We start from the raw sequence: 22,368 nt of genomic DNA, 5'->3' as shown, positions 1-22,368 counted from the left end.
AAGGAGGCCGCATGAGTGCCATTGCTCCTGCCGCGATCCCGCCGCCGGACGTCCGGCGGCGGAGAAGGAGGCCGCCCGCGCGGGCGTGGGCCGGGCTCGGGATCGTCGGCATGTTCGTTCTTGCGGCCGTGTTCGGGCCGATGCTGCTGCCCTACGACCCGGTCGCGACGGACCTGCCGCACCGGCTGCTGCCGCCCGGGTCGCGGCTCGGCGACGGGTCGGTCGCGTGGCTCGGCACCGACCAGGTCGGCCGGGACATGCTCACCACGCTGCTCGCCGGGAGCCGGGTGTCGCTGCTGGTCGGCACCGCGACCGTCCTGATCGGCGGGGCCGCCGGCCTGGTGGTGGGGCTCGTGTCCGGGTACTTCGGCGGCTGGGCCGACACCGTGCTGTCCCGCTTCGGGGACATGCAGCTGGCGTTCCCGTCGATCCTGCTCGCCATCCTGATCGCGGGCGTCCTCGGGCCGAGCGTCACCAACATCGTCATCACCCTCGCCGTGACCCGCTGGGTGATCTTCGCGCGGGTGGTGCGGGCGTCCGCGCTCGCCACCCGCGACCTGGAATACGTCGACTCGGCGCGGGTGCTCGGCGCCGGGAACCTGCGGATCCTCTTCCGGCACGTGCTGCCGTCCTGCTGGCAGCCGCTGCTGGTCGCCGCCACCGTGCAGATCGGCCTGGTCATGGTGGCGGAGGCGTCGCTGAGCTTCCTCGGCCTCGGCATCCCGCCGGACCAGGCGTCGTGGGGCGCGACGGTCTCGGCGGGCCGCGACTACCTCGGCTCCGCCTGGTGGATCTCCACGATGCCGGCGCTCGCGCTGGCGGCCGTGGTCACCGGCGTCGGCATCGTCGGCGACGCGTTCCGCGACCTGGCCGATCCCCGGGCCCAGATCTGATGGCGCACGTTCCTGAGAGGCGCACATGACCGTTCCAGCCGTCCACCCCGCGCAGACCCCGGCGGCCGGGGGCGCCGCCGCCGAGCTGCGCGGCGTCCACATCGGGTTCCGGTCCGGCCGCCGCCTCACCCCCGTCGTGCGGGGCGTCGACCTGCGGCTGCGGCGCGGGCGCGTGCTCGCCCTGGTCGGCGAGTCCGGCAGCGGCAAGAGCCTGACCTCGCTCGCGCTGATCGGGCTGCTGCCGCCCGGCGCGGAGGTCACCTCCGGGAGCGTCGTCCTGGACGGCGAGGACACCGGCGGGTTCTCGGCGCGGCGGTGGCGCGAGGTGCGCGGCGGCCGTGTCGCGATGGTCTTCCAGGATCCGATGGCGGCGCTGAACCCCGGCTTCGCCGTCGGCCGGCAGATCGCCGAGCCGTTCCGGCGGCGCCTCGGGCTCGGCCGGCGGGAGGCCCGGGAGCGGGCCGTCGCGCTGATGCGCGAGGTCGGCATCGCCGACGCCGAGTCCCGCTACGGCGACCATCCGCACGAGTTCTCCGGCGGGATGCGGCAGCGCGCGGTGATCGCGATGGCGCTGGCGCTCGGCCCGTCGGTCCTGCTCGCCGACGAGCCGACGACCGCGCTGGACGTCACCGTCCAGGCGCAGATCCTGCGGCTGCTCGCCCGGCGGCAGCGCGAGGCCGACCTCGCGACGCTGCTGGTCTCGCACGACCTCGGCGTGGTGGCGCGGGTCGCGCAGGACGTCGCGGTCATGTACGCGGGGCGGATCGTCGAGAGGGGCCCGCTGGACGCCGTCTACACGCGTCCCGCGCACCCCTACACGCTCGGGCTCCTGGAGGCCGTGCCGGACGCGGAGGCGGACGGCCGCCTCAAGCCGATCAAGGGCGTCCCGCCGGACCCGAGGCGCCCGCCGGGCGGCTGCGCGTTCCATCCGCGCTGCCCGTTCGCGACGGAGGTGTGCCGCGAGGAGGACCCGCCGCTCGCCGAGGACGGCGACCGCGCCGTCGCCTGTCACCACTCCGCCGAGGTCACCGCCGCCCAGGACACCGAGGAGCCCCGATGACGGCCACCGCGCAGGACACCGAGGTCGTGCTGAGGGTCAGCGGCCTGGAGGCGGGATACGAGCGGCCCGGCCGGCACGGGTTCGGGCGGCGGCGCGTGCCCGTCGTCGCCGGGATCGACCTCGCCGTCCGCGCGGGGCGCACGCTCGGCGTCGTCGGCGAGTCCGGCTGCGGGAAGTCCACGCTGGCGCGGGCGATCGTGGGGCTCCGTCCCGCCTTCGCCGGCGCCATCGAGTTCGCCGGCGCCGACCTCGCGGCGGTCCCGGCCCGGCGCCGCCGGCGGATGAGCCGCGACCTGCAGATGGTGTTCCAGGACCCCTACACGTCGCTGAACCCGCGGATGACCGTGGCCGCCGTCATCGCCGAGGGCTGGCGCGTCCACCCCGGGATCGTGCCGCGCGAGCGGGAGGACGCCGAGATCGCGCGGCTGCTCGACCTGGTCGGGCTGTCGGCGGAGCACGGGTCGCGGCACCTGCACGAGCTGTCGGGCGGGCAGTGCCAGCGGGTCGGCATCGCCCGCGCGCTCGCACTGCGGCCGAAGCTCATCGTGTGCGACGAGGCCGTGTCGGCGCTGGACGTGTCGATCCGCGCGCAGATCCTGAACCTGCTCGCCGACCTGCAGTCCGAGCTGGGCGTGGCGTACCTGTTCATCTCCCACGACCTGGACGTCGTCCGGCACATCGCGCACGACGTCGCCGTCATGTACCTCGGGACGATCGTGGAGCGGGGCGCCGCCGCCGAGGTGTTCGGCGACCCGCAGCACCCGTACACGCGGGCGCTGCTGTCGGCGGCGCCGTCCGTGCGCGACCGCCCGGACGACGCCGCGCGAGAGATCGTGCTGCGCGGGGAGGTGCCCTCTCCCGCCGCGCCGCCGAGCGGGTGCCGCTTCCGGACCCGCTGCTACATGGCGGCCGAGGTCTGCGAGCGGGAGGTGCCCGGGCTCGTCCGGCGGGACGGGCTGCCCCAGGCGGTCGCCTGCCACTTCGCCGACACCGCGGGGACGACGGCGCCGCGCTAGCCGGGCCCGTCCGCGGAGCGGGCGCCGGACGCCGCCGCCGGGAGCCCGCCGAGGACCAGGTCGACGAGGCCGTCCACGACGGTCTCGCGCGGCACCTCGTCGACGTGGTCGAGCCACCAGTCGCCGGCGGTCTGCACCATGCCGACGATCGCGTGGCCCCACACGTAGGCGCGGGTGCGGTCGGTCATCTCGCCCTCGGCGACCATCACCTCGGCGAGCTCCCGGCTCACGTCCCGGATCATCGTGCTCATCGCGCTGTGCGTGGCCGTGTCCTCGGCGCTCGCCCGGTGCATGAGGAACCGGTAGAGGTTGAGGTTCCGGGAGACCGTCTCCAGGTAGGTGTCGATGGTGGAGCGGGTCCGGTCGCGGATCGGGTCGCCGCGGGAGAACTCGTCCCGGATGCCCTTGATCAGCTTGCGCGTGTGCCGCTCGGCGAGCGCCTGGTACAGGCCGCTCTTGTCGCCGAAGTGGCGGTACAGGATCGGCTTGCTGATCCCCGCCTCCGCGGCGATGGCGGCCATGGACGCCTCCGGGCCCTCCCGCTGGATCACCCGGTCGGCCGCCTCCAGCAGTGCGCGGCGGCGGCCGGGGTCGCGCCGCGATCCGGGCCCCGGCCTGCTCGCCGTCGTGGTCATGGACAGAAAGGTATCCGGGGTGTTACCCGGGGACAACACGGCCCGCCTGCGCGGAACCCGCCGCCCTCCGGACCGGCGGGGGCGGGGACCGCGTCCCCGCCCCCGCCGGTCCGGTGCGGCTACTTGGCGAAGGCCTGCAGCTCGGCGGCGCGGACGAGGCCCGCCCGGGGGCTGGCGGTGCCGCAGTCGGTGCTGGACCGCGGGTCGTCGTCCTGCTCCCCCGCGTACGCCGGCGCGCCGGTGCACTGGCTGGACACCACCTGCAGCCGGAGGTGCGTCGCCTTCACGTCCCGCAGGTCGAACGAGCGCAGCGTGAGGTCGGGCGCGGTCGGCCGCGGCCGGTCGGCGGGGAACGCGTCGCGCGGGCTGGTGTAGACGGTGCGGAAGGAGCCGGCCTTCGAGCAGTCGGCCTTGGTGGCGTCGCACGCCAGGAGCCGGAAGGCGCGCAGGGCGCTGAAGCGGTTCTGCGCGGTGTTCGGGCCCTCCGGGTCACCCGCGACGGTGGGCCGGAGCATCGCGCTGACCTGCACCCGCCCGACCTTGACCGCCCGTTCGCCGGCGAGGTCGACGGTCACCTGGCGGCCGGCGACCGGAGCCTCGACCGACTGCCAGTTGGTCGCCTCGGTCTCGTCCAGCAGGGAGGGCTGGGACAGGCCGTCGCCGGTGGCGGTCGCGCCGTTGGCGCCCGCGGCCTGGTTGCGGGACATGTCCACCCGCAGGCTCCGCGACCCGCTGACCGTGGCGGTGAACCGCTTGTGCCCGAAGCCCTCGCCCACCGCGACGAACGAGTAGCGGCCGGGCGCCATGGAGAAGGCGTCCCCGAGCGGCGTCGCCGGGTCGGTGTCGGCCACCGGGACGGCCCGCGCCTCGTAGTCGCCGACGTACAGCCGGACCTTGCCGCCCTTCGCGTCTCCGCCGGGCCGGAGCGTCAGCTCGGCGTTGCGCGACATCGGCGACGCGAAGCTCGGCACCGGGTCGGCGTCGGCGGGGCCGTTGCTCGCCGCGCCCTCGCCCAGGCCGTGCTGCGCGAAGACCTTCCACATCAGCTCGTGGTCCTTGCCGCCGAAGCGGATGCTGTCGGCGGCCAGCAGGGCGTCGCGGTGGTCGACGTAGCTGACCGCCCCGGTGGCCATGAGCAGCAGCGCGTCGAACGACAGCTGCGCCCACCGGCGGTTGCCCGGGCACTTGGCGACCGGCACCGCGCCCTCCGCGCACTTGCGCTGCAGGGAGGCGCTGCCCGAGCCGTAGCGCTTGACGAACGCCTGCCGCAGGTCGAACTGCGTGGCGCTCCAGATCTCGCCGTCCGCGTGGACCTGGGTGCCGACCAGGTCGTAGCCGAGGTCGGCGTAGTTCAGGGGGCTCCGGCTCATGTCGTAGTTGCGGATCCCGCTGCGCGGGTCGCCCGTGACATAGCCGCCGACGACGTAGGGCGTCCGGCCGGGCGCCCGCAGCCCGTACTCGCTGAGGTACTCCACCGCGAACAGGTCGGAGGTGCTCTCGTTCATCGCCCCGGCCTGCGGCCCGTTCCACCCGGCGTCCGGTCCGGCGATCATGCGGCCGGAGATGGCGTGGGTGTACTCGTGCCCGATGACGCTCATGTCGAAGTCGCCGTCGACGCACGGCGAGTAGAACGCGCCGGCGATCGGCTGCCACAGGTACATGTTGGTGATGGCGGGGGTGCCGTCGGGCGGCGTGATCTGGTTGGCGTTGTCGCGGATGGTGGGGAACCGGGCCCCGGCCTGCGCGTTGCCCTGCTCCGGGTCGCCGCCCAGGCCGCCGCGGTCGCCGTTGTCGACCTGCATGTTCCAGGCCGTCTCGGTGAAGCCGAGCCGGTAGGACCAGTCGTGCATGCGGTTGTGCTGGACGAACAGGTTGGAGATGGCCGGTTCGAGGTCCGCCTCCTGCGGGCTGTCCAGCGTCGCCGGGTCGCACTTGCTCCTGTACCACTGGTTCTTCCAGGGGTAGAGGTAGTTGCGGTCCGCCTTCGGCGCGCTGGTACGGGTGCCGACTGTGAACGGGTCGTCGCTCGCGCGGTTGTCGAACGAGCGGGCCGCGTTGCCGAGGCTGGTCGTGGTCGAGGCGCCGGTCGCCGGGTCGGCGTCCCAGGGCCGCCCGCTGGACGGGTCGCCGCCGACGACGAACCGGCAGCCCCGCGCGGGGGCGAAGCACCAGACCTGCCGCGCGTCGCGGGAGGAGTAGTCGCCGGGCGGGGTGGCCGGGAAGACCGCCCAGCGCGGGTTGTCGCTGTCGTGGTCGACGAGGTTCTCCCGCACGAGGACCGCGCCGGTGCGGGCGTCGACGTAGGACGTGACCGCCTTCGGCTCCGCGCCGGCGGAGTCCATCAGCGTCACCTGGTACGCGCTGCGGACGCCTCCGGCGGTGGGCACCGCCACGAGCCGCACCTTGCGGGTGTCGTCCGCGGAGACGGCGATCCCCGCGTCGCGGCCGGCCGCGTTCACCGCCTCCTTCTCCGAGAGCGTGGCCGGCGCCGGGGCGGCGCCGTCGCGGGAGAGCGTCGAGGTGACCGAGACGACCTCGCCGCCGGTCACGCCGACCGCCACGAGGCCGTCGTACCCGGCGGGCAGATCCCCGAAGCGCTGGCGCAGGAGCACGGCCGCGCCCTCGCCGACGGGGTTGACCGCGACCTTCTCCAGCGCGCCGACGGCGGCGGCGTCCAGTCCGAACAGGTCGCGGTGCCGGGTCAGGTAGGCGCGCGCCGCCTTCTCCGGGTCGTCCGGGAGGCCGGTGGCGAGGGGCCCGGCGGCGGTGACGGCGGCGGGCGTGCCGAGCCTGTTCCACCGCACCGTCACGCCGCGGGCGGCGCCGCGCTGCCCGCCGGTCGGGGCGAGGCTGCCGGTCCGGGCGTCCCGGTCCGGCAGTTCGGGCTGCTCTCCGGGCGGCACGGGGCGCGGCGGCGGCTGCTCGGCGCGGCCGGGGGCGGCGAGCCCGGCGGTGAGGAGCGTCGCGGTGACGGCCAGCGCGGTGACCCTGGTCCGGCGGGTCCTGGGCATCCTTGCCTCCCGGAGGCGGCGGACGACCCCCGTCTCCGGGGATCGGCCGGTTGATCATCCGGCCGATCACGAGACAAGCAGCAGCCCGGGAGGGCGGCCACGGCGATTGCGACGTCAAGTGGGCGCCCACAGCGGCGATCTTCGCCGTTGACAGCGGCGGCTTGCCATGGTTCGCGAGCTAGGCGAAGGAAGGGCCGCGGTCCCGCGCCGCGTCCGCGGGGACCCTGGCCATGTCCGGCCGGGCGTCAGGACGCGTCGGGCTCTCCGGCGTCCCGGGGGGCGAGGAGCCGGTCCATCATCACGTGCATGTGGGTGCGGAAGGAGGCGACCGCGCGGGGGTCGTCGGACCTGCGCATGCCCGGCGACTTCTGGAGCAGCCCCGAGCCCAGGTAGCCGTGCACGCACCAGACCATCGTGCCGACCAGGTAATAGGGGTTGACGTCCGGCGGCACCACGTCGCGGATCTGGCGGACGGCGATGTGCATCAGCGGCCTCGCGTACCGGTCCTCCAGCTCGGTGATGTCGGCGGCGTCGGCGACCCAGCGGTGGGCCCACAGCAGGCGGTTGTGCGGATGCGCCAGGTGGAAGTCCAGGTAGGCGTCGACCATGCGGTGGACGGCGCCGCGCCCGGGCTCGGTCACGGACACGACCTCGTCGAGCATGATGCGCTCGGCCTCGAAGGCCTGCCGCATCACCTCCAGGTAGACCGCGCGCTTGTCGCCGGCCACCTCGGTGATCGCCGCGGGCGTGACGCCCACGGCGTCCGCGATGAGCCGCACGGAGGTCCCGTCGTAGCCGAGCTCGCTGAACAGCCGGGTGGCCACGTCGATGACCTCTTGCCGCGAAACCACGGTCGCCATGCCGTCACCGTACGCAGGATCCCGCACCGCCAAACGCGCGTCCGGTCATGGCGGGTTCAAGTCACGGCAACGTCCGCGATCCCGCGGCTACAGCACGAAGGACGTGTAGTCGCTGCGGTAGGCCTGGCTGGCCGCCCTCGCCGCCGCGAGCCAGGAGGACCTGTTCCCCGGTGTCGGCGTGGAGATCGGCCCGTCGGTGTTGAACCAGCACGCGAACGCGGCCCTCGAACGCTCGCCGCCGCCCGGCGTGCTGGTCAGGTAGGCGATCTGGTCCCGCATCCAGCGCGCGTCCTGGGTGCCGGTCCTGCCGTAGCCGATCTCGGGGACCGCCCACGCGATGCCCTTGGACCGGGCGAACCGCACGGCCGGCCCCCACAGGGACGCCCCGCTCCCGACGTGGGAGTAGCCGTCCACCCCGAAGCAGTCCACCAGCCCGTCGCCGGGCCAGGTGTCGGCGTACGTCGTGCCCGCGGACGGGGAGGTCCCGCTCCAGGTGGTGAGGATCTGGATGGTGTACAGGCGCGGGCGTCCCTCGGCCTGCACCTGCTTGACGAGCCGGCAGAACCGCCGCAGCGCCGCCCTGTACGCCGCCGCCGAGAACTCCCCTCGCCTGATCTTCGCGTCGCCCTCGTGCCAGATGCTGACGAACGCGACGTGGCTCCTCGGGATGGACCGCAGGAACGCCAGGGTCCGCCGGTCGAGGGACCCGTCGGCCATCGCGCCGACGGGCGGCTTGCCCGACCAGCAGGAGGCCCGCTTCCCGACGTCGGCGCCGCCGTTGCAGTCCGCCCAGCTCGCGGGCATCCCCGCGGCCGCCGGCTGGTAGCTCCTCCTGATCGTGAGCGGGCCGAACCGCCGGTCCATGGCCGGGAAGTCCGAGCCGCTCAGCCTTTCGGGGGCGGCCCCCCACAAGATCGCGTTCCTGTCCTCCACCACGGGGCCTCCACGGTCGCCTGGACTCGCCGACCCCACCGACAGTCTGCCCCGGCGCAGAGTCACCGACCGTGCCGTCACGGCTACAGAAGGCTCTCCCCCGCCGCGCCCACCTGGAAGCGCTTCGGGGGCGGACGCTCACCCGACGCCGCCTCGGCGACGATCCGGCCTATGAGCGGCGCGAACTTGGCGCCGTGCCCCGAGCACGGCGAGGCCACGGTGATCCCGCCGGCGCCGTCGACCACGAAGTCCTCCGTGGGGGTGTTGGTGAACAGGCAGGTCGTCTCGGCGTACGGTTCGGGGACGAGGCCGGGCAGGGTCCGCCGGACGTAGGCGATGAGGCGCTCACGGTTGGCCGGGTCGATCTCGCCGTTCTGGACCGCCGCGCTCCGGATCGGCCGGCCGCCGTTGTACTCGGCCACCTTCAGGCCCGCCCGGCCGTCCGGGAGGGCGCCGTCGCGCCCGCCGGGCAGGCCGTAGACCAGCATGCTCGACGCCTTGTGGATGAACGTCGGCCATGGTTCCTCCGGGGCGTCCCGGTAGGGGAAGTGGTAGACGTTCTCCTGCATCACCCGGAGCGGCGGGATCGCGGCCAGGAAGCCCTCCGGCAAGGGGAGCCGGCCGAGCAGGTCGGGCAGCCAGCCGCCGGCGGTGACGACGACGGCCTCGGCCTCCTCGGTACGCCCGTCCGTGCTCAGCACGCGATGGCCGGCGCCCGCCCGCTCGACCGAGGCCACCGGCCAGTCCGTCTCGACGCGGGCGCCGCCGTCCCGGGCCAGCCGCAGCATGGCCGCGACCGCGGTCTCTGCGTCGATCACCCCGGCGGCCGGGTGCCACAGCACGCCGGCGCCGTCGTCGGCGAAGCGGAACCGCGGCCAGCGCGCGGCCGCGCCGGCGGTGGTGAGCAGCTCGTGCTCGACTCCGGCGTCCTCGAACACCGCGGCCAGGGCCTCCGGGGCCCGGCCCGCTCCGAAGTCGAGCGAGCCCGTTGGGGTGATGAGCCGCTCGCCGCCGAGGCGCTCCAGCTCGTCCCACTCGGCCCGCGCCTCGACCACCAGCCGGGCGTAGAACGGGTCGGGATAGCCGTAGCGGAGGATCCGCGCGGAACCGTGGGAGCTGCCCTGGGCGTTGGCCGGTGCGGAGCGCTCCAGCACGGTCACCTCGTGGCCGCGCCGTGCCAGCTGCCAGGCGGTCGCGGCTCCGGTGAGGCCCGCCCCGACGACGACGAACGCGGTCATGGCGACGCCTCCCGGGCACCCGGCGCGACGGGACGCCCGGCGGCCACGATCGTCGCCGCGAGCGCCATCCGGTGGTCCTTCGTCCAGGGCGGTCCGAGCCTCGCCCGCGGGCCGTGGAGGATCTCTTCGGCTCTCGCGCCCAGGAGCCCGGCCGCCCGGCTCTCCACGTCCTTGGCGTCGTACAGGTGGACGGCCCAGCCGCGCGCCTCCGCCGCCTCGGCCACGACCTGGCGGTACATGACGGAGTCCGCGCGGCTCTCGTACGGCACGCGGCGCTGGACGGCGATGTCCTCGGGGAAGTCCGGGGGCCAGGCGCGGAGCGAGACGGAGACGACCGGCTCCCCCAGCGCGGACGCGAGGGCGTCCAGCGAGGCCGCGGTCGCGCGGGCCGCCGACGACCGGACCCGCGCCACCAGTTCCGCGGCCTCGGCGTCACCGACGGAGCCCGCCAGGTGGTGGACGGGCGCCGCCGGCACGCCGGGCTCGATCAGCTCGACCCGCCGGCGGTCCGCCACCCGGTGGCCGGCCGATGCCGTGACGGCCACGGCCCAGCCGAAATGATGGGCCAACCCCACACGCATGCCCCCGAGTATCGCATCGCCGCCCTCGGCGGCCGGCTATCCGGCGGGGTCCGAGGCGACGCTCGATCCGAACGCGGACCCGTCCGGCACGCCGTCGCGGCCGGCGAACCAGTTGTCCGCCACCACCGCCGTGCCGAACAGCGCCCGCCACGGGATCCCGTGTGCGGCGCCCTTGCCGGCATGGCCGGGGGCACCGACCACGACATGTGCCGCGCCGGGGCCGAACGCCAGCGCCGCGCCGAACCGGGCGCCCGCGCGCGGCTCCTCGCCCAGGCCGTCGGTCTCCTGGCTGATCGCCCCGTCCACCCGCGGGAAGGCCCCGACCTGCACGCCGTGCACCCGGCCCGCGTCGGCCAGGTCGCCCACGTCCTCGCCGGGCGCGCCGATCGCCACCGACAGCTCCGGGCCCGGCAGCGACGCCGACTCGACGGCGCCAGCGGCCACGCTCGCGCCGAACCCGTCGCCGTCCTCGTTGGCCCCCGGCACCCCGGCCGTGTTCTGGTGCACGGCCAGGACCTCGGTGGCCTGCCGGCCGTCGTAGCCGAGGACGGTCACCATCCCGGCGTCCGCCGCGTCGCCGAGGTCCTCGCCGGGCGCCCCGGCGGCGACGCGCACCGGCAGGGAGGGGTCCCAGGCCGCCGCGACGCTCGCGCCGAACCGGTCGCCGGGCTCGGACGCGCCGCTCACCCCGGCGGAGTCCTGGCCGATCCCCGTCTCCTCGATCGCCACGACCGGGTCCTCGACGATGTGGATCATCCCCGCGTCCTTCTTGTCGGAGACGTCCTCGCCCGGCACCCCGATCACCGCGGTTGGCTTGTCGAACGAGCCCGCCGCGAGCGACGCGCCGAAGCGGTCGCCGGCCTCCACGGTGCCGTCGAAGTCCTGCCGGTCCTGGGTCAGCTCCGTCACGCCGCCCACCCGGCCGTCGTCGATCGACACGACGTGGACGGCGCCGGCGTCCGCCTTGGCCTCGTTGTCACCCAGGTCCTCGCCCGGCGCGCCGACGAGCACGGTGCCGCCCATCGCGGCCACGGCGGACCCGTAGCCGTCGCCCGCCTCGGACCGGTCGGGCACCCCGCCGCCGCCCTGCCGCAGGGTGATCGGCGCGGGCTGCCCGTCCCGCCCCGGGCCGAAGACCACGTGCACCGCGCCCGCGCCGTCGTTCTCCCCGGGCGCGCCGACGACCAGGTCGTCGGCGCCGTCGCGGTCGATGTCGGCCACCGCGACCGACGCGCCGAACCGGTCGCCGGCCTCGGGGCGGTCGTCCAGGCCGGCCGCGCCCTGCCGCACCGACAGCCACCGGTCGCCGCACCACACCTGGACCGCGCCGGCCCCGGCCTGCCCGTCGACGGCGGCGGCGGGGTCGCCCGCCGCCGCCCGCAGCTCGCAGTTCTCGGCCGCCCGGGCGGTGCCCGCCGGCACCGGCGCGGCGAGCACGGCCGCCGCCGCCACTCCCACGATCCTTCGCCGTCTGCTCATGAACGCCTCTCCCGCGGGGATTCCTGCATGATCACCTTTAGAAGGGAGACGCCCGATGCCCCGCAACGGGTTACCGCGCCCCTCCCTCCGCACGGCCGGCGCGGTCACCGCTCCACCAGTGGGCCCGGCAGTCCCTTGACACACATCGGACTCCCGTGGTTCGCTCCACACGATCAAGCTCGCTAGACCAATGGCCTAGACCACTCGCGTGGACGCAAGCCGTTTCCGGGGGACGAACCCGGGCGCCGCGCCCAGCACCGGCGCCCCCGAGCCGGGAGCAGGCATGGGCCGGATGAGACGCCTGGCAGCGGTCACGACGACCTTCACGGTGCTGCTCGCCTTCACCGCCGGCGGGACCTCGGCCACGACGTGGGCGAGCAACGAGCGGCTCCTGCAGCCGGTGCAGCGGCCGGCGGGCCGGGGCATCGAGGGCCGGGTGGACGCGCTGCTCGCCAGGATGACGCTGGAGGAGAAGCTGCAGCAGATCCAGCTGCTCTCCGACGGGCAGGTGACCGAGGAGGACGCCCGCAAGGGGCTCGGCTCGGTCTTCAGCCTCGTCGACCCGGTGAAGATCAACCGGCTGCAGCGGATCGCGGTGGAGCAGTCCCGGCTGAAGATCCCGATGTTGTTCGCCTACGACACCATCCACGGCTACCGCACCGTCTTCCCGGTCCCGCTGGGCGCGGCGAGCAGCTTCGACCCGGCCGTGGCGGCCGACGACGCCTTCTACGGCGCGCGGGAGTCGGCCGCGGTCGGAATCAAGCAGGTCTACAGCCCGATGGTCGACGTCGCCCACGACCCCCGCTGGGGCCGGATCGTCGAGGGCGGCGGTGAGGACCCGTACCTGAACGGGGTCATGGCCGCCGCGCGGGTCAAGGCGGCGCAGGGCGGCGACTACGGCAGGCCGGGGAAGGTCGTCACCAGCCCCAAGCACTTCGCCGCGTACGGCCAGCCGGAGGGCGGCCGCGACTACGGCGCCACCGAGATGTCCGAGCAGCGGCTGCGCAACCTCTACCTGCCGCCGTTCAAGGCGGCGATCGACGCCGGCGCCGACACGGTGATGTGCTCGTTCAACAGCCTCAACGGCGTGCCCGGATGCGCCAACCGGTACATCGAGACCGACATCCTCAAGCGCGAGTGGAAGTTCGACGGCTTCATCGAGAGCGACTACACCGCCGTCGCGGAACTGCGCGCCTGCCCGCCGAAGGCGCCCGACGAGGGGCCGTGCGGCCACGGCGTCGCCGCCGACGGTCCCGGCGCCGCCGAGATCGCGTTGAACGCGGGCACCGACTCGGAGATGGTCAGCACCACCATCCGCGACAACGGCCGGAAACTGCTCTCCCAGGGACGGATCTCCATGCGGCGCATCGACGACGCGGTGCGGCGGATCCTGCGGGTCAAGTTCCGCGCCGGGCTGTTCGAGCACCCCTACGTCGACCCGTCCAAGGCCGAGGCGGCGCAACTGCGCCCCGACGCCGTGGCGGCCGCGCGCAAGGCCGCCGCGCGCTCGATGGTCCTGCTCAAGAACGACGGCGGCGCGCTCCCGCTGGATCCGGCCAAGAAGACCGCCGTGATCGGGCCGCTCGGGAACTCCCGGCACGACATGCTCGGCCCGTGGTCCGGGCAGGGCCGGGACGAGGACGCCGTCTCGGTCTACGAGGGCGTCAAGGCGCAGAACCCGCGGACCACGTTCGCCCCCGGCTGCGAGATGATCGCCAAGGACCCGCCGGACAACACGCCCGCAGACGAGTGCGGGTCCGACGCCGGCTTCCCCGCGGCCGTCGAGACGGCCGAGGACGCCGACCAGGTCGTGCTCGTGCTCGGCGAGAACAGCAACCAGAGCGGGGAGGCCGCGTCCCGCAGCGACATCGGCCTGCCGGGCTTGCAGGAGCGGCTGCTCGAGAGGATCAAGGCGACCGGCAAGCCGTTCGTCGTCGTGCTGGTCAACGGGCGCCCGCTGACCCTGTCCAAGGTGGCCGCGACGGCGCCGGCGATCCTGGAGGCGTGGTTCCCGGGCGTGCAGGGCGGCAACGCGGTCGCGGACGTCCTGCTGGGCAAGGTCAATCCCGGCGGAAAGCTGCCGGTGTCGTTCCCGCGGACGCTAGGGCAGATCCCCGTCCATTACAACCGCGAGCCGACCGGGCGCCCCTGCGACCCGGCGGTGAAGTGGAACTCCCGGTACCGCGACCTGCCGCACTGCGACGCGCTCTACCCGTTCGGCCACGGGCTCAGCTACACCACGTTCAGCATCTCCGGCCTTGAGCTCAGCTCCGCGACTATGCCGTCGAACGGCGAGATCACGGTCTCGGTGAACGTGCGGAACACCGGCAGGCGAGGCGGGGACGAGGTGGTCCAGCTCTACGTCAACGACCCCGTCGCGAGCATCTCCCAGCCGGTGCGCAGGCTGCGCGGGTTCCAGCGGGTGACGCTCGCCCCGGGCCAGTCGAGGAAGGTGACGTTCAAGCTCGGCAGGCAGGACGTCGGCTTCTACGACAACCGGGGCCGCTTCGTGGTGGAGCCCGGCGCCATCAACGTGTACGCCGGTGACAGCTCCACCGCGAAGCTGGGCGCCGCCTTCCGGGTCACCTCCCGCTGACCCCGTCCGAGGGGGTCAGGCCGCGGGGGCGTCCGCGCCGGTGTAGACGAGGTGGACCACGCCGGTCCCCTCGAAGGTGGTCGAGGACAGCAGCTTCAAGGGCACGGTGTCGCCCTCGGTGAAGAGCTTGGCGCCGTGCCCGACGACGATCGGGTGCACGAGCAGGTGCAGCTCGTCGACCAGGCCCTGCGCGAGCATCCAGCGCACCAGTGCGGCGCTGCCCGTCGTGCCGAGCCGGGTGCCGGCCTTGAGTCTGGTCAGCTCCGCCGCGACGTCACCGTTGATCAGCGAGGAGTTCTCCCAGGTGGCCTCGGTCAGCGTGCTGGACACGACGTACTTGCGCGCGCTGTTCATGGTCTTGGTCATCGGGTCGGCGGGATCGGCGTCGGGCCAGTACGAGGCGAACCCCTCGTAGGTGTGCCGGCCGAGGAGCGTCGCCTCGGCCTCGGTCATCAGCTCGCCCACGACGGCGCCCATCTGGTCGTCGAAGTAGGGGAAGTGCCAGGTCTCCGGCGCTTCGATCACGCCGTCGAGGGAGATGAAGAGGCTGGACTTGATGAATCCCATCGGGATGCTCCTGTGGTCGTCCGGGCCGGCGGCCCCGGGAAGGATGGACACCGTCGACCAGAGGTCGAACGGCGCCTCGGTGAATCGACAACCTAGCGGCGAATTCTCCCGGAAGGCGCCGGTTCATGCGGCGGCCTCCTCGTCGCGGGGGAAGAACGGGAGCGCGATGTGCACCCGGTCGGCGGCGGCGAGGATCTTCGCGGGGTCGTCGACCGGCGGGTGGATGGCCTGGTTGATCCGCCTCTTGATCTCCTTGCCCTCCGGGCCGGAGGCCATCACCCGGCGGTCCCAGCCCCGGGTGAAGATCGCCCCGGCGGCACCGAGATCCAGGCAGGTGACGTACGGCCCCGGGGTGAAGTCGCGCGGCGGCACGCCGAGCAGGTCGGCCGCCGCGTTGTACCCGGCGACCTTGCCGAGCGGGGTGGCGTGCTGGCAGGCCTGCATGACCGTGTGGTCGGCGTCGAACGCCGCCGCGGCGGTGTCGCCTGCCGCGAAGACCTCGGGGAGGGCGCGCAGCCACCGGTCCACCGGCACCCGCCCGAGGTGGTCGAGCCGGTCGGAGATCTGCCGCGTGAGCCCGCTGGCCCGCATCCCCGCGGCCCAGACCACCGCGTCCGCCTCGACCTCGGTGCCGTCGAACAGGACGGCGTGCCCGTCGCCGACCTCCGCCACGGACGTGCCGAGGCGGCGTTCGACGCCCAGCTCGTCCAGCGCCGCCTCGATCGCCTCGCGCGGGCCGGGCCCGAGCGGGTGCGCGATCACCCGCGACCGGTCGACCAGCAGCACCCGGCCGCGGGCGGCCAGCTCGGTCGCCGCCTCCAGGCCGACGAACCCGGCCCCGACGACCACCGCGGCGTAGTCCTTCCGGCCGCGCAGACGGCCGGTGAGCCGCCGGGCCCCCTCCAAGGTGTCGATGTCGAAGAGCCGCCTGGCGCCGGGCAGGTCCCGGGGCCGGACGAGCTCGCTGCCCGCCGCCAGCACCAGGCGGTCGTAGCCGATCTCCTCGCCGCCGGCCACCACCGTTCGCCGCGCGGTGTCGATCGTGCTCACCCGGGCGCGCAGGTGCTCCACGCCGATCGGCTCCAGGATCCTGCCGAGCTCCACCCTGGCCAGGTCGGGCTCGGGCTCGTACAGGCGCGGCCGCAGCACCAGGTGCTCGTCCGGCGCGATGAGCGTGATGCGGAGACCGGCGTCTCCGCGGGCGGTCCGGCGCGCCAGCGCCGCTCCCGCCGCGCTCCACACGCCCGCGAATCCGCCACCGATGATCACAACGTGGGCCATCGTCCCGTCCTCTCAGCCTCGTCCCCCCGGGGATCGGAGGGGTTCGGCAGGGAGTCAAGACGGCGGCGTCAGATGTGACCGATGTGCGCGAACTTCTCGGGATTGGCCAGTCTCCGCAACGCCGTGATCCGCCCGCCGGCGATCTCCACGGTGTCGAGCCAGACCAGCTCGCCGCCGCGGTAGGTCGCGAGGGCCGGCCGCCCGTTCACCTCGATGATCGAGAACGCGTCGGGGCGCCGGAGCCCGATCTGCCTGATTGCCAGCACGGCGATGCGCTCGGCGCCGCGGACGGGCTTGCGCGCGGCGGTCACCTTGCCGCCGCCGTCGGCGACATAGACGGCCTCCGGATCCAGCAGCTCGACGAGCCCGGCCATGTCGCCCGCCTCGGCGGCCGCCCGGAACGCCTTCAGGACGCGTTCGGTCTCCGTCCTGGACGCCGTCGGCCGCTCCCGCACCGCGGCGACCCGCGCCCGCGCCCGGGAGGCGAGCTTGCGGCCGGCGGCGGGCGTGGCACCGAGCACCTCGGCGATCCGGTCGAACGGGAAGCCGAAGACGTCGTGCAGCACCAGCGCGACGCGCTCGGCGGGGGTGAGCGCCTCCATGACCACCAGCATCGCGGTGCTGACCGACTCGTCCATGAGCACCCGGGCGGCGGCGTCGGGCCCGGTCAGCAGCGGTTCGGGCAGCCAGGGCCCGACATAGGACTCGCGCCGGACGCGCGCCGAGTTCAGCACGTTGTAGGACGTCCGGGCGGCCACGGTCACCAGCCAGGCGCGCAGGTCCCGCACCTCGGACAGGTCGGCGGCGGCGGCGCGCAGCCAGACCTCCTGGGTCACGTCCTCGGCCTCGGTGACGGTGCCCAGGATCCGGTAGGCCGCCCCGAAGACCGCCGGCCGGTGGGTCTCCCAGTCGGCCTCCGACAGCGCGCGCGTCGCCTCCACGAAGGCCACCTTAAATGTCCGCAAAGCCGGAACAACGCCGGTTTCGGGCCGTTGTCGTCCGGCGATGGGAGAGGCCGTCCGCTCTCCGGCCATCGCTCACCGCCTCGGAGGACTCCCATGACCAGGCACCTGGACGGGCAGACGGTCGTCCTGATCGGCGGCAGCGCGGGAATAGGGCTCGAGACCGCCCGGCTCGCCCGGGACGAAGGGGCCCGAACCGTCCTCGCCGGCCGCGACCCCGGCCGGCTGGAGCGGGCCGCACTGGACGTCGGGGCGCAGGGCACGATGACGCTCGACGCCGATGACGAGCCCGCCGTGGCGCGCCTGTTCGAGGGCCTCCCGCCGCCGGTCGACCACGTGCTGATCACGGCCGGCGGCCCGCACTACAAGCCCCTGATCGAGATGGACGCCGGCGACGTGCGCCAGGCTGTCGGTGGGCACATGGCGCAGGCGCTGCACGTGGCACGCCACGGCGCGCCGAGGATGCGGCCCGGAGGCACGATCCTGCTCATGGGAGGCACCGGCGGGCGCCGTATCCGCCGCGGCCTCGGACTCATCTCCGCCGCCACCGCCGCCATGCCCCCGTTCACCGCGACCCTCGCGCTCGAACTCGCCCCGGTGCGCGTCAACCTCATCGCCGCGGGCTTCGTCGACACGCCGCTTTCGGCGTCCCTCCTCGGAGACCGGCTCGACGAGCGCCGGGAAGAACTGCGGGCCACACTCCCGATCGGCCGCGTCGTCGGCCCGGAGGACGTCGCCGCACTGGCCGTCCACATCATGGCCAACACGGCGCTCACGGGAGCCACCTACGACATCGACGGCGGCCAGCAATTCGTCTAGCGCGCGAAGGCGAGTCGCGTGCCCGTCACCGGCGAATTCCCGCCGATGCGTGGAGGAACATCTAGCATTTGGTCCAAATGCTAGAGATATCTCTATCGATCGCTCGGCGTGGGCGGTGATCTGCTTGCCGGCATGGCGACGACAGGACGAACGATGGTACCCGCCGGAGAGGGCCGGGCGGTCCGGGTGCGCAGCGGACAGCGGGTGCGGGTGGTGGACGTGGAAGGCGGGCAGGTCGGCGACCTGTTCGCCTTCGCCGCGGACGACCCGCGCGAGCATCTGAGCGCCGCGCATACCCGCAGCGTGACGAGCCGGCTGTTCCCCGAGGTGGGCGAGTCGTTCGTCACCGGCCGCCGGCGGCCGATCCTGGCCCTGGCGGACGACACCTCGCCCGGATCGCACGACATGCTGATCGCCGCGTGCGACTCGGCGCGCTACGAGGCCCTCGGTGCCCCCGGGCACGCCTCGTGCGCCCGGAACCTGGACCTGGCCCTCGCCGAGCTGGGGCTGGCCGTGCCCGTCACTCCGCAACCGGTCAACGTGTTCATGCGGATCCCGGTCGAGGAGTCCGGGCGGTTGCGGTGGCTGACGGCCGAGAGCCGCGCGGGCGACGCGATCACGTTCGAGGCCGCCATGGACTGCGTGGTCGTGCTGTCGGCATGCCCGCAGGACCTGGCCGGCATCAACGGGGGCGGCCTGACGCCGCTGGCGATCGACGTCCTGTGAACGGGGCCCCAGGCGGACCCCGGACCACCCACGAGCAAGGAGACGAAGGATGAGCACCACGGCAACGCATCCGGCGCTGGAGCCGGGAAGCGTCGGCGACCTGCGGACGGCCAACCGGCTGGTCGTGGCGCCGATGACACGGGTGTCGGCCGCGCCGGACGGCACACCGACGCCCGAGATGGCCGAGTACTACGGCGAGTTCGCCCGCGGCGGCTTCGGGCTCGTCGTGACCGAGGGGATCTACACCGACGCCGTCTACAGCCAGGGCTACCTCAACCAGCCCGGTCTGGTGTCGGAGCGGCACGCGGCCGCCTGGCGCGACGTCACCACGGGGGTGCGGGAGGCCGGCGGGTCCATCGTCGCCCAGCTGATGCACGCGGGCGCGCTGTCGCAGGGCAACCCCTACCGCGACGAGACCGCGGGGCCGTCCGCCGTGGTGCCGAAGGGGGTCAAGATGCCCGAGTACGGCGGGCACGGCCCCTGGCCGGCGCCCAGGGAGATGGGCTCCGCCGACATCAAGGAGGCCGTCGAGGGGTTCGTCGCCTCCGCGGTGAACGCCGAGCGGGCCGGTTTCCACGGGGTGGAGGTCCACGCCGCGAACGGCTACCTGCTGGACCAGTTCCTCACCGACTACACCAACCTGCGGGAGGACTCCTACGGCGGGCCGGTCGCGAACCGGGTGCGGCTCACGGCGGAGGTCGTCGCGGCGATCCGCGCCGAGGTGGGACCGGACCGGTGCGTCGGTGTCAGGCTCTCGCAGACCAAGGTGAACGACTTCCAGTACCGCTGGCCCGGCGGCTCCCACGACGCGGAAGTGATCTTCGCCGCGCTGGCCGAGGCGGGCGCGACCTACCTCCACATCGCCAGCGAGGGGCGGAACTGGCTCGACACCGCGCGGCTGGCCGGCGGGCTCACCATCACCGGGCTGGCCCGCCGGGTGAGCGGCCTGCCGGTGATCGCCAACGGCGGGATGCAGGACGCCGCGCTGTCCGCGCAGGTCCTGGGGGACGGCCACGCCGACTTCGTCTCGGTGGCCAGGGGCGCCCTCGTCCACCCCGACCTGCCGCGGCGCCTGGCGGCGGGGAAGGCGCCGGAGCGCTTCGACCATGGGATGCTGTCGCCGATGGTCACCCTGGACAACGTCCGGCGCTGGCGGCTGGCGGCCGGTGCGGAGGCCTGAGGCGGCGGGCGGGACGACGGGAGGGGCCGGGACATGAGCGCTGGCTGGCACGGCGGGGCGGCCGCGGTCGTGACGCTGGGCTTCGACGTGGACGCCGAGACCCCGGTCCTCGCCCGGGGCGGCCGGTACGCCTCGCACGCGGGCACCATGTCGCACCAGGCCTACGGGCCGGACGTCGGGCTGCCCCGCATCCTCGGCCTGCTGGACGAGATGGAGGTGCCGGCGACCTTCTTCGTGCCGGGCTGGGTGGCCGAGCGGCGGCCCGGGCTCGCCGCCTCGATCGTCGAGCGCGGCCACGAGGTGGCGCACCACTCCTACGCCCACCGGCCGGCCGCGTCGATGACCCCGGAGGAGGAGCGCGCGGATTTCGTGCGCGCTCTGGAGGTGTTCGGCGAGCAGGGGATCGAGATCACCGGGCACCGGGCGGCGCTGTGGGAGGCGTCCTGGCTGACGACGGAGCTGGTGGCCGAGTACGGGCTGCGCTACGACTCGTCCCTGATGGGCGATGACCGGCCGTACCGGGTGAGCGCCGCCGCCGGCGAGATCGTCGAGCTGCCGGTGCACTGGTCGCTGGACGACTGGGAGCAGTACGCCTTCCTGCCCGAGCCCGACGTGGGGTCGGTCATCGAGTCACCGCGCAAGGTGCTGGAACTGTGGCGTGCCGAGCTCGACGGCATGCGGCACTACCGGTGCCTGTTCAACCTGTGCGTGCACCCGTTCCTGTCCGGGCGTCCGGGGCGGGCGCTGGCGCTGCGGCAGTTCATCGAGTACGCGCGCGAGTGCGGCGACGTGAGCTTCGCCCGCTGCAGGGACGTGGCGGAGGCGGCGCTCGCCGACCCCGGGGTCGGGCGGCGCCCGCACCGCCCGCCCCAGGTGGACGCGGACGTCTACCCGCACTGACCGGCCGTGCCGCCCCGGCCGTGCCGCCCCGGCGTGAGGCTCAGACCATGTCGGCGGCCTGCAGGGCGAGGAAGAGGTCGACGCGGTCGGCGGTGCGGGCGGTGTCGCGGCCGGTCAACTCGGTGATCTTGGCCAGCCGGTTGCGCAGCGTGTTGACGTGGATCCTCAGCGCGGCGGCGGTGGCCTGCCAGTGGCCGTCGTGGTCCAGGAAGGCGCGCAGCGTGGCCTCCAGCTCGCCGCCGCGCCTGGCGTCGCGCTCGCGGATCGGTGCGAGCACGCCGTCGGCCAGGGTCCGCAGGGTGTCCGCGTCCTGCATGCCGAGCAGCAGCCGGTGGGTGCCGAGCTCGGCGAAGGACCGGACGCCGGGCCCGCCGCCGGCGTGCCGCAGCGCCCTGCAGACCTCGCGCGACCGGACGAGGGGTTCGCGCAGCCCCGCGGGTCCCCGGCCGGTTCCCCCGAGGCCCACGACCGGGCGGTGACCCGGGAACCGGCCGGCCACGGCGGCGGCGAGCCGCCGGGCGAGGGGCGCCGCCTCGCCCTCGTCGTGCCGCCACGACAGGACCGTCACCACGTCCTGCGAACCGGCCGCGACCACCACCGGGATCCCGGCGGAGACGAAGAACTCGCCGACCACCTCCGCGAGCCCGGGGACGGTCGGTTCCGCTCCCGCGAACGCGGTCGTCCACACCGCGAGCGGCCCCTCGGGATCGACGCCGAACGCGCGCAGCCTGCCGGGGACCTCGGCGGCGCGGCTGCCGCCCGACAGCACCATCTCCAGCAGCTCGCTGGCGAACCGCAGCTCGATCGCCTGCACGGCCTGCTGCTTGGCGACCTCCAGGCTGAGGAAGCGGGCCGCCTGGTCCAGCGCGTCCTGCTCGGTGCGGGTCAGGGCGCTCACCGGACGCAGGCAGATCAGCGCCGCGTCCACGTCGCCGACGGCGCCGACCAGGTACAGCGCCGCCCGCCCGGCGGGGCCCAGGTCAAGCTCCAGGGGCGGGGGGCGGCGCGTCAGGCCGGTGGCCACCGTGTGGAGCTGCTCGGCGCTCAGCTCCGCCCCGGCCGAGGCGAGGAGGCGCCCCATCCGGTCGATGACCGCGAGCGGCAGCTCGTGGTCGCGGCGCAGGATCCGCAGCACCCCGGAGGCGCCCGCGCCCCGGGAGATCGCCGTGGCCAGCGCGTCGCCGCGGCGGACCATCCCGACCAGCGCGCCCTGGCGCTCCTCGGCGTAGCGCGTGGCCACCGCCTCCGAGATCGCGGTGAACGGCACCTCCGTCGAGATCTCCAGCAGCGGCACGCCGGCGTCCCGGCAGGCGTCGACCAGCTCGCCCGGCGTGGTGCGCCGCTCCGGGCGCAGGCCGAACACGATGCCCGCCGCCCGCGCCCGCCGGACGTTGGCGACGAACCCGGCGGCCGCGATCCGGTCGCCCCACAGGCCGTTGGTCAGCACCAGCTCGCGCCGGCGGACGTAGCCCGAGGGGTCGGGCAGCTCGGTGTTGTGGACCCAGGCGACCTGCTCCTCCAGTGCCCCCGGCGGGCCCGGAACAAGAACCCGAAGCTGGAGGGACTCATCGTCCAGCAGGGAATTCAGCGTGAACACCCTGTGAATCTATCCAGTGAAACCATCTGATGGT

19 protein-coding genes are annotated in these 22,368 nt (G+C 74.3%); 8 read left to right on the top strand and 11 right to left on the bottom strand.

Annotation, left to right across the window (positions count from 1 at the left end):
- Positions 1 to 11 precede the first annotated feature (11 nt).
- The 3 genes from BM339_RS19365 to BM339_RS19355 are packed head-to-tail and all read left to right on the top strand — an operon-like array spanning position 12 to position 2,969.
- Positions 12 to 893 (top strand): ABC transporter permease, encoded by an 882-nt coding sequence (locus BM339_RS19365; RefSeq protein ID WP_075021743.1) that lies wholly within the window; start codon positions 12 to 14, stop codon positions 891 to 893.
- 25 nt (positions 894 to 918) lie between these two features.
- The gene (locus BM339_RS19360; RefSeq protein WP_083597751.1) at positions 919 to 1,953 is read left to right on the top strand and encodes an ABC transporter ATP-binding protein; all 1,035 of its coding nucleotides are present in this window, start codon (positions 919 to 921) and stop codon (positions 1,951 to 1,953) included.
- Positions 1,950 to 2,969 (top strand): ABC transporter ATP-binding protein, encoded by a 1,020-nt coding sequence (locus tag BM339_RS19355; RefSeq protein WP_021598351.1) that lies wholly within the window; start codon positions 1,950 to 1,952, stop codon positions 2,967 to 2,969. The genes BM339_RS19360 and BM339_RS19355 overlap by 4 nt, the downstream gene beginning before the upstream one ends.
- Here BM339_RS19355 and BM339_RS19350 read toward each other — a convergent pair.
- The 7 genes from BM339_RS19350 to BM339_RS47755 form a co-directional block, all read right to left on the bottom strand.
- Positions 2,966 to 3,604, bottom strand: coding sequence for a TetR family transcriptional regulator (locus BM339_RS19350; protein WP_021598350.1), 639 nt, complete (start codon positions 3,602 to 3,604; stop codon positions 2,966 to 2,968). The genes BM339_RS19355 and BM339_RS19350 overlap by 4 nt on opposite strands.
- Before the next feature lie 119 nt (positions 3,605 to 3,723).
- Positions 3,724 to 6,615: a M36 family metallopeptidase gene (locus tag BM339_RS19345; RefSeq protein ID WP_075021741.1), complete on the bottom strand. Its 2,892-nt coding sequence runs from the start codon at positions 6,613 to 6,615 to the stop codon at positions 3,724 to 3,726.
- A 245-nt stretch (positions 6,616 to 6,860) separates the two neighbouring features.
- Complete coding sequence (locus BM339_RS19340; RefSeq protein ID WP_021599708.1) at positions 6,861 to 7,475, bottom strand: TetR/AcrR family transcriptional regulator; 615 nt, start codon at positions 7,473 to 7,475, stop codon at positions 6,861 to 6,863.
- An 87-nt stretch (positions 7,476 to 7,562) separates the two neighbouring features.
- Positions 7,563 to 8,411, bottom strand: a complete 849-nt coding sequence (locus BM339_RS19335) for a glycoside hydrolase family 26 protein (RefSeq protein WP_021599707.1) — start codon at positions 8,409 to 8,411, stop codon at positions 7,563 to 7,565.
- An 80-nt stretch (positions 8,412 to 8,491) separates the two neighbouring features.
- A complete protein-coding gene (locus BM339_RS19330; RefSeq protein ID WP_075021740.1) occupies positions 8,492 to 9,646 on the bottom strand; it encodes an FAD-dependent oxidoreductase in 1,155 nt (384 codons plus the stop codon).
- Positions 9,643 to 10,227, bottom strand: a complete 585-nt coding sequence (locus BM339_RS19325; RefSeq protein ID WP_075021739.1) for a hypothetical protein — start codon at positions 10,225 to 10,227, stop codon at positions 9,643 to 9,645. Before BM339_RS19325 ends, BM339_RS19330 begins: the two co-directional genes overlap by 4 nt.
- A 36-nt stretch (positions 10,228 to 10,263) precedes the next feature.
- Complete coding sequence (locus tag BM339_RS47755) at positions 10,264 to 11,706, bottom strand: FG-GAP repeat protein (RefSeq protein ID WP_083597750.1); 1,443 nt, start codon at positions 11,704 to 11,706, stop codon at positions 10,264 to 10,266.
- A 208-nt stretch (positions 11,707 to 11,914) separates the two neighbouring features.
- On the opposite strand from BM339_RS47755, the gene bglX reads away from it, so the two are divergent.
- Positions 11,915 to 14,302: a beta-glucosidase BglX gene (gene bglX, locus BM339_RS19310; protein ID WP_218163695.1), complete on the top strand. Its 2,388-nt coding sequence runs from the start codon at positions 11,915 to 11,917 to the stop codon at positions 14,300 to 14,302.
- A 15-nt stretch (positions 14,303 to 14,317) separates the two neighbouring features.
- On the opposite strand, the gene BM339_RS19305 is transcribed toward bglX, so the two are convergent.
- From BM339_RS19305 to sigJ, 3 genes are all read right to left on the bottom strand, one after another.
- The gene (locus tag BM339_RS19305; protein WP_024935288.1) at positions 14,318 to 14,869 is read right to left on the bottom strand and encodes a dihydrofolate reductase family protein; all 552 of its coding nucleotides are present in this window, start codon (positions 14,867 to 14,869) and stop codon (positions 14,318 to 14,320) included.
- A 123-nt stretch (positions 14,870 to 14,992) separates the two neighbouring features.
- The gene (locus tag BM339_RS19300) at positions 14,993 to 16,150 is read right to left on the bottom strand and encodes an NAD(P)/FAD-dependent oxidoreductase (RefSeq protein WP_024935289.1); all 1,158 of its coding nucleotides are present in this window, start codon (positions 16,148 to 16,150) and stop codon (positions 14,993 to 14,995) included.
- 68 nt (positions 16,151 to 16,218) lie between these two features.
- On the bottom strand, positions 16,219 to 17,091 hold the full coding sequence (gene sigJ / locus BM339_RS19295) for an RNA polymerase sigma factor SigJ (protein ID WP_024935290.1): 873 nt from the start codon (positions 17,089 to 17,091) through the stop codon (positions 16,219 to 16,221).
- 117 nt (positions 17,092 to 17,208) lie between these two features.
- Between sigJ and BM339_RS19290 the strand changes: the two genes are divergently transcribed.
- From BM339_RS19290 to BM339_RS19275, 4 genes are all read left to right on the top strand, one after another.
- Positions 17,209 to 17,931, top strand: coding sequence for an SDR family oxidoreductase (locus tag BM339_RS19290; protein WP_021598529.1), 723 nt, complete (start codon positions 17,209 to 17,211; stop codon positions 17,929 to 17,931).
- A 153-nt stretch (positions 17,932 to 18,084) separates the two neighbouring features.
- On the top strand, positions 18,085 to 18,657 hold the full coding sequence (locus BM339_RS19285; RefSeq protein ID WP_021598528.1) for a DUF1989 domain-containing protein: 573 nt from the start codon (positions 18,085 to 18,087) through the stop codon (positions 18,655 to 18,657).
- A gap of 49 nt (positions 18,658 to 18,706) precedes the next feature.
- The gene (locus BM339_RS19280) at positions 18,707 to 19,837 is read left to right on the top strand and encodes an oxidoreductase (protein ID WP_075021736.1); all 1,131 of its coding nucleotides are present in this window, start codon (positions 18,707 to 18,709) and stop codon (positions 19,835 to 19,837) included.
- A 33-nt stretch (positions 19,838 to 19,870) separates the two neighbouring features.
- Positions 19,871 to 20,737: a polysaccharide deacetylase family protein gene (locus BM339_RS19275; RefSeq protein ID WP_075021735.1), complete on the top strand. Its 867-nt coding sequence runs from the start codon at positions 19,871 to 19,873 to the stop codon at positions 20,735 to 20,737.
- A 40-nt stretch (positions 20,738 to 20,777) separates the two neighbouring features.
- Here BM339_RS19275 and BM339_RS19270 read toward each other — a convergent pair whose 3' ends face one another.
- On the bottom strand, positions 20,778 to 22,334 hold the full coding sequence (locus BM339_RS19270; protein WP_075021734.1) for a PucR family transcriptional regulator: 1,557 nt from the start codon (positions 22,332 to 22,334) through the stop codon (positions 20,778 to 20,780).
- Positions 22,335 to 22,368 lie beyond the last annotated feature (34 nt).

Origin of the sequence: Actinomadura madurae (genome assembly GCF_900115095.1) — a bacterium.
Lineage (GTDB): Bacteria > Actinomycetota > Actinomycetes > Streptosporangiales > Streptosporangiaceae > Spirillospora > Spirillospora madurae.
The sequence above is the reverse complement of the archived record's forward strand: the minus strand, read 5'-3'. Positions and strand labels throughout refer to the sequence as shown.

Bases quoted from the DNA above. Each gene is read 5' to 3' on its own strand.
- BM339_RS19365 (WP_075021743.1), top strand. From the start codon at position 12: ATGAGTGCCATTGCTCCTGCCGCGATCCCGCCGCCGGACGTCCGGCGG.
- BM339_RS19360 (WP_083597751.1), top strand. From the start codon at position 919: ATGACCGTTCCAGCCGTCCACCCCGCGCAGACCCCGGCGGCCGGGGGC.
- BM339_RS19355 (WP_021598351.1), top strand. From the start codon at position 1,950: ATGACGGCCACCGCGCAGGACACCGAGGTCGTGCTGAGGGTCAGCGGC.
- BM339_RS19350 (WP_021598350.1), bottom strand. From the start codon at position 3,604: ATGACCACGACGGCGAGCAGGCCGGGGCCCGGATCGCGGCGCGACCCC.
- BM339_RS19345 (WP_075021741.1), bottom strand. From the start codon at position 6,615: ATGCCCAGGACCCGCCGGACCAGGGTCACCGCGCTGGCCGTCACCGCG.
- BM339_RS19340 (WP_021599708.1), bottom strand. From the start codon at position 7,475: ATGGCGACCGTGGTTTCGCGGCAAGAGGTCATCGACGTGGCCACCCGG.
- BM339_RS19330 (WP_075021740.1), bottom strand. From the start codon at position 9,646: ATGACCGCGTTCGTCGTCGTCGGGGCGGGCCTCACCGGAGCCGCGACC.
- BM339_RS19325 (WP_075021739.1), bottom strand. From the start codon at position 10,227: ATGCGTGTGGGGTTGGCCCATCATTTCGGCTGGGCCGTGGCCGTCACG.
- BM339_RS47755 (WP_083597750.1), bottom strand. From the start codon at position 11,706: ATGAGCAGACGGCGAAGGATCGTGGGAGTGGCGGCGGCGGCCGTGCTC.
- BM339_RS19305 (WP_024935288.1), bottom strand. From the start codon at position 14,869: ATGGGATTCATCAAGTCCAGCCTCTTCATCTCCCTCGACGGCGTGATC.
- BM339_RS19300 (WP_024935289.1), bottom strand. From the start codon at position 16,150: ATGGCCCACGTTGTGATCATCGGTGGCGGATTCGCGGGCGTGTGGAGC.
- BM339_RS19290 (WP_021598529.1), top strand. From the start codon at position 17,209: ATGACCAGGCACCTGGACGGGCAGACGGTCGTCCTGATCGGCGGCAGC.
- BM339_RS19285 (WP_021598528.1), top strand. From the start codon at position 18,085: ATGGTACCCGCCGGAGAGGGCCGGGCGGTCCGGGTGCGCAGCGGACAG.
- BM339_RS19280 (WP_075021736.1), top strand. From the start codon at position 18,707: ATGAGCACCACGGCAACGCATCCGGCGCTGGAGCCGGGAAGCGTCGGC.
- BM339_RS19275 (WP_075021735.1), top strand. From the start codon at position 19,871: ATGAGCGCTGGCTGGCACGGCGGGGCGGCCGCGGTCGTGACGCTGGGC.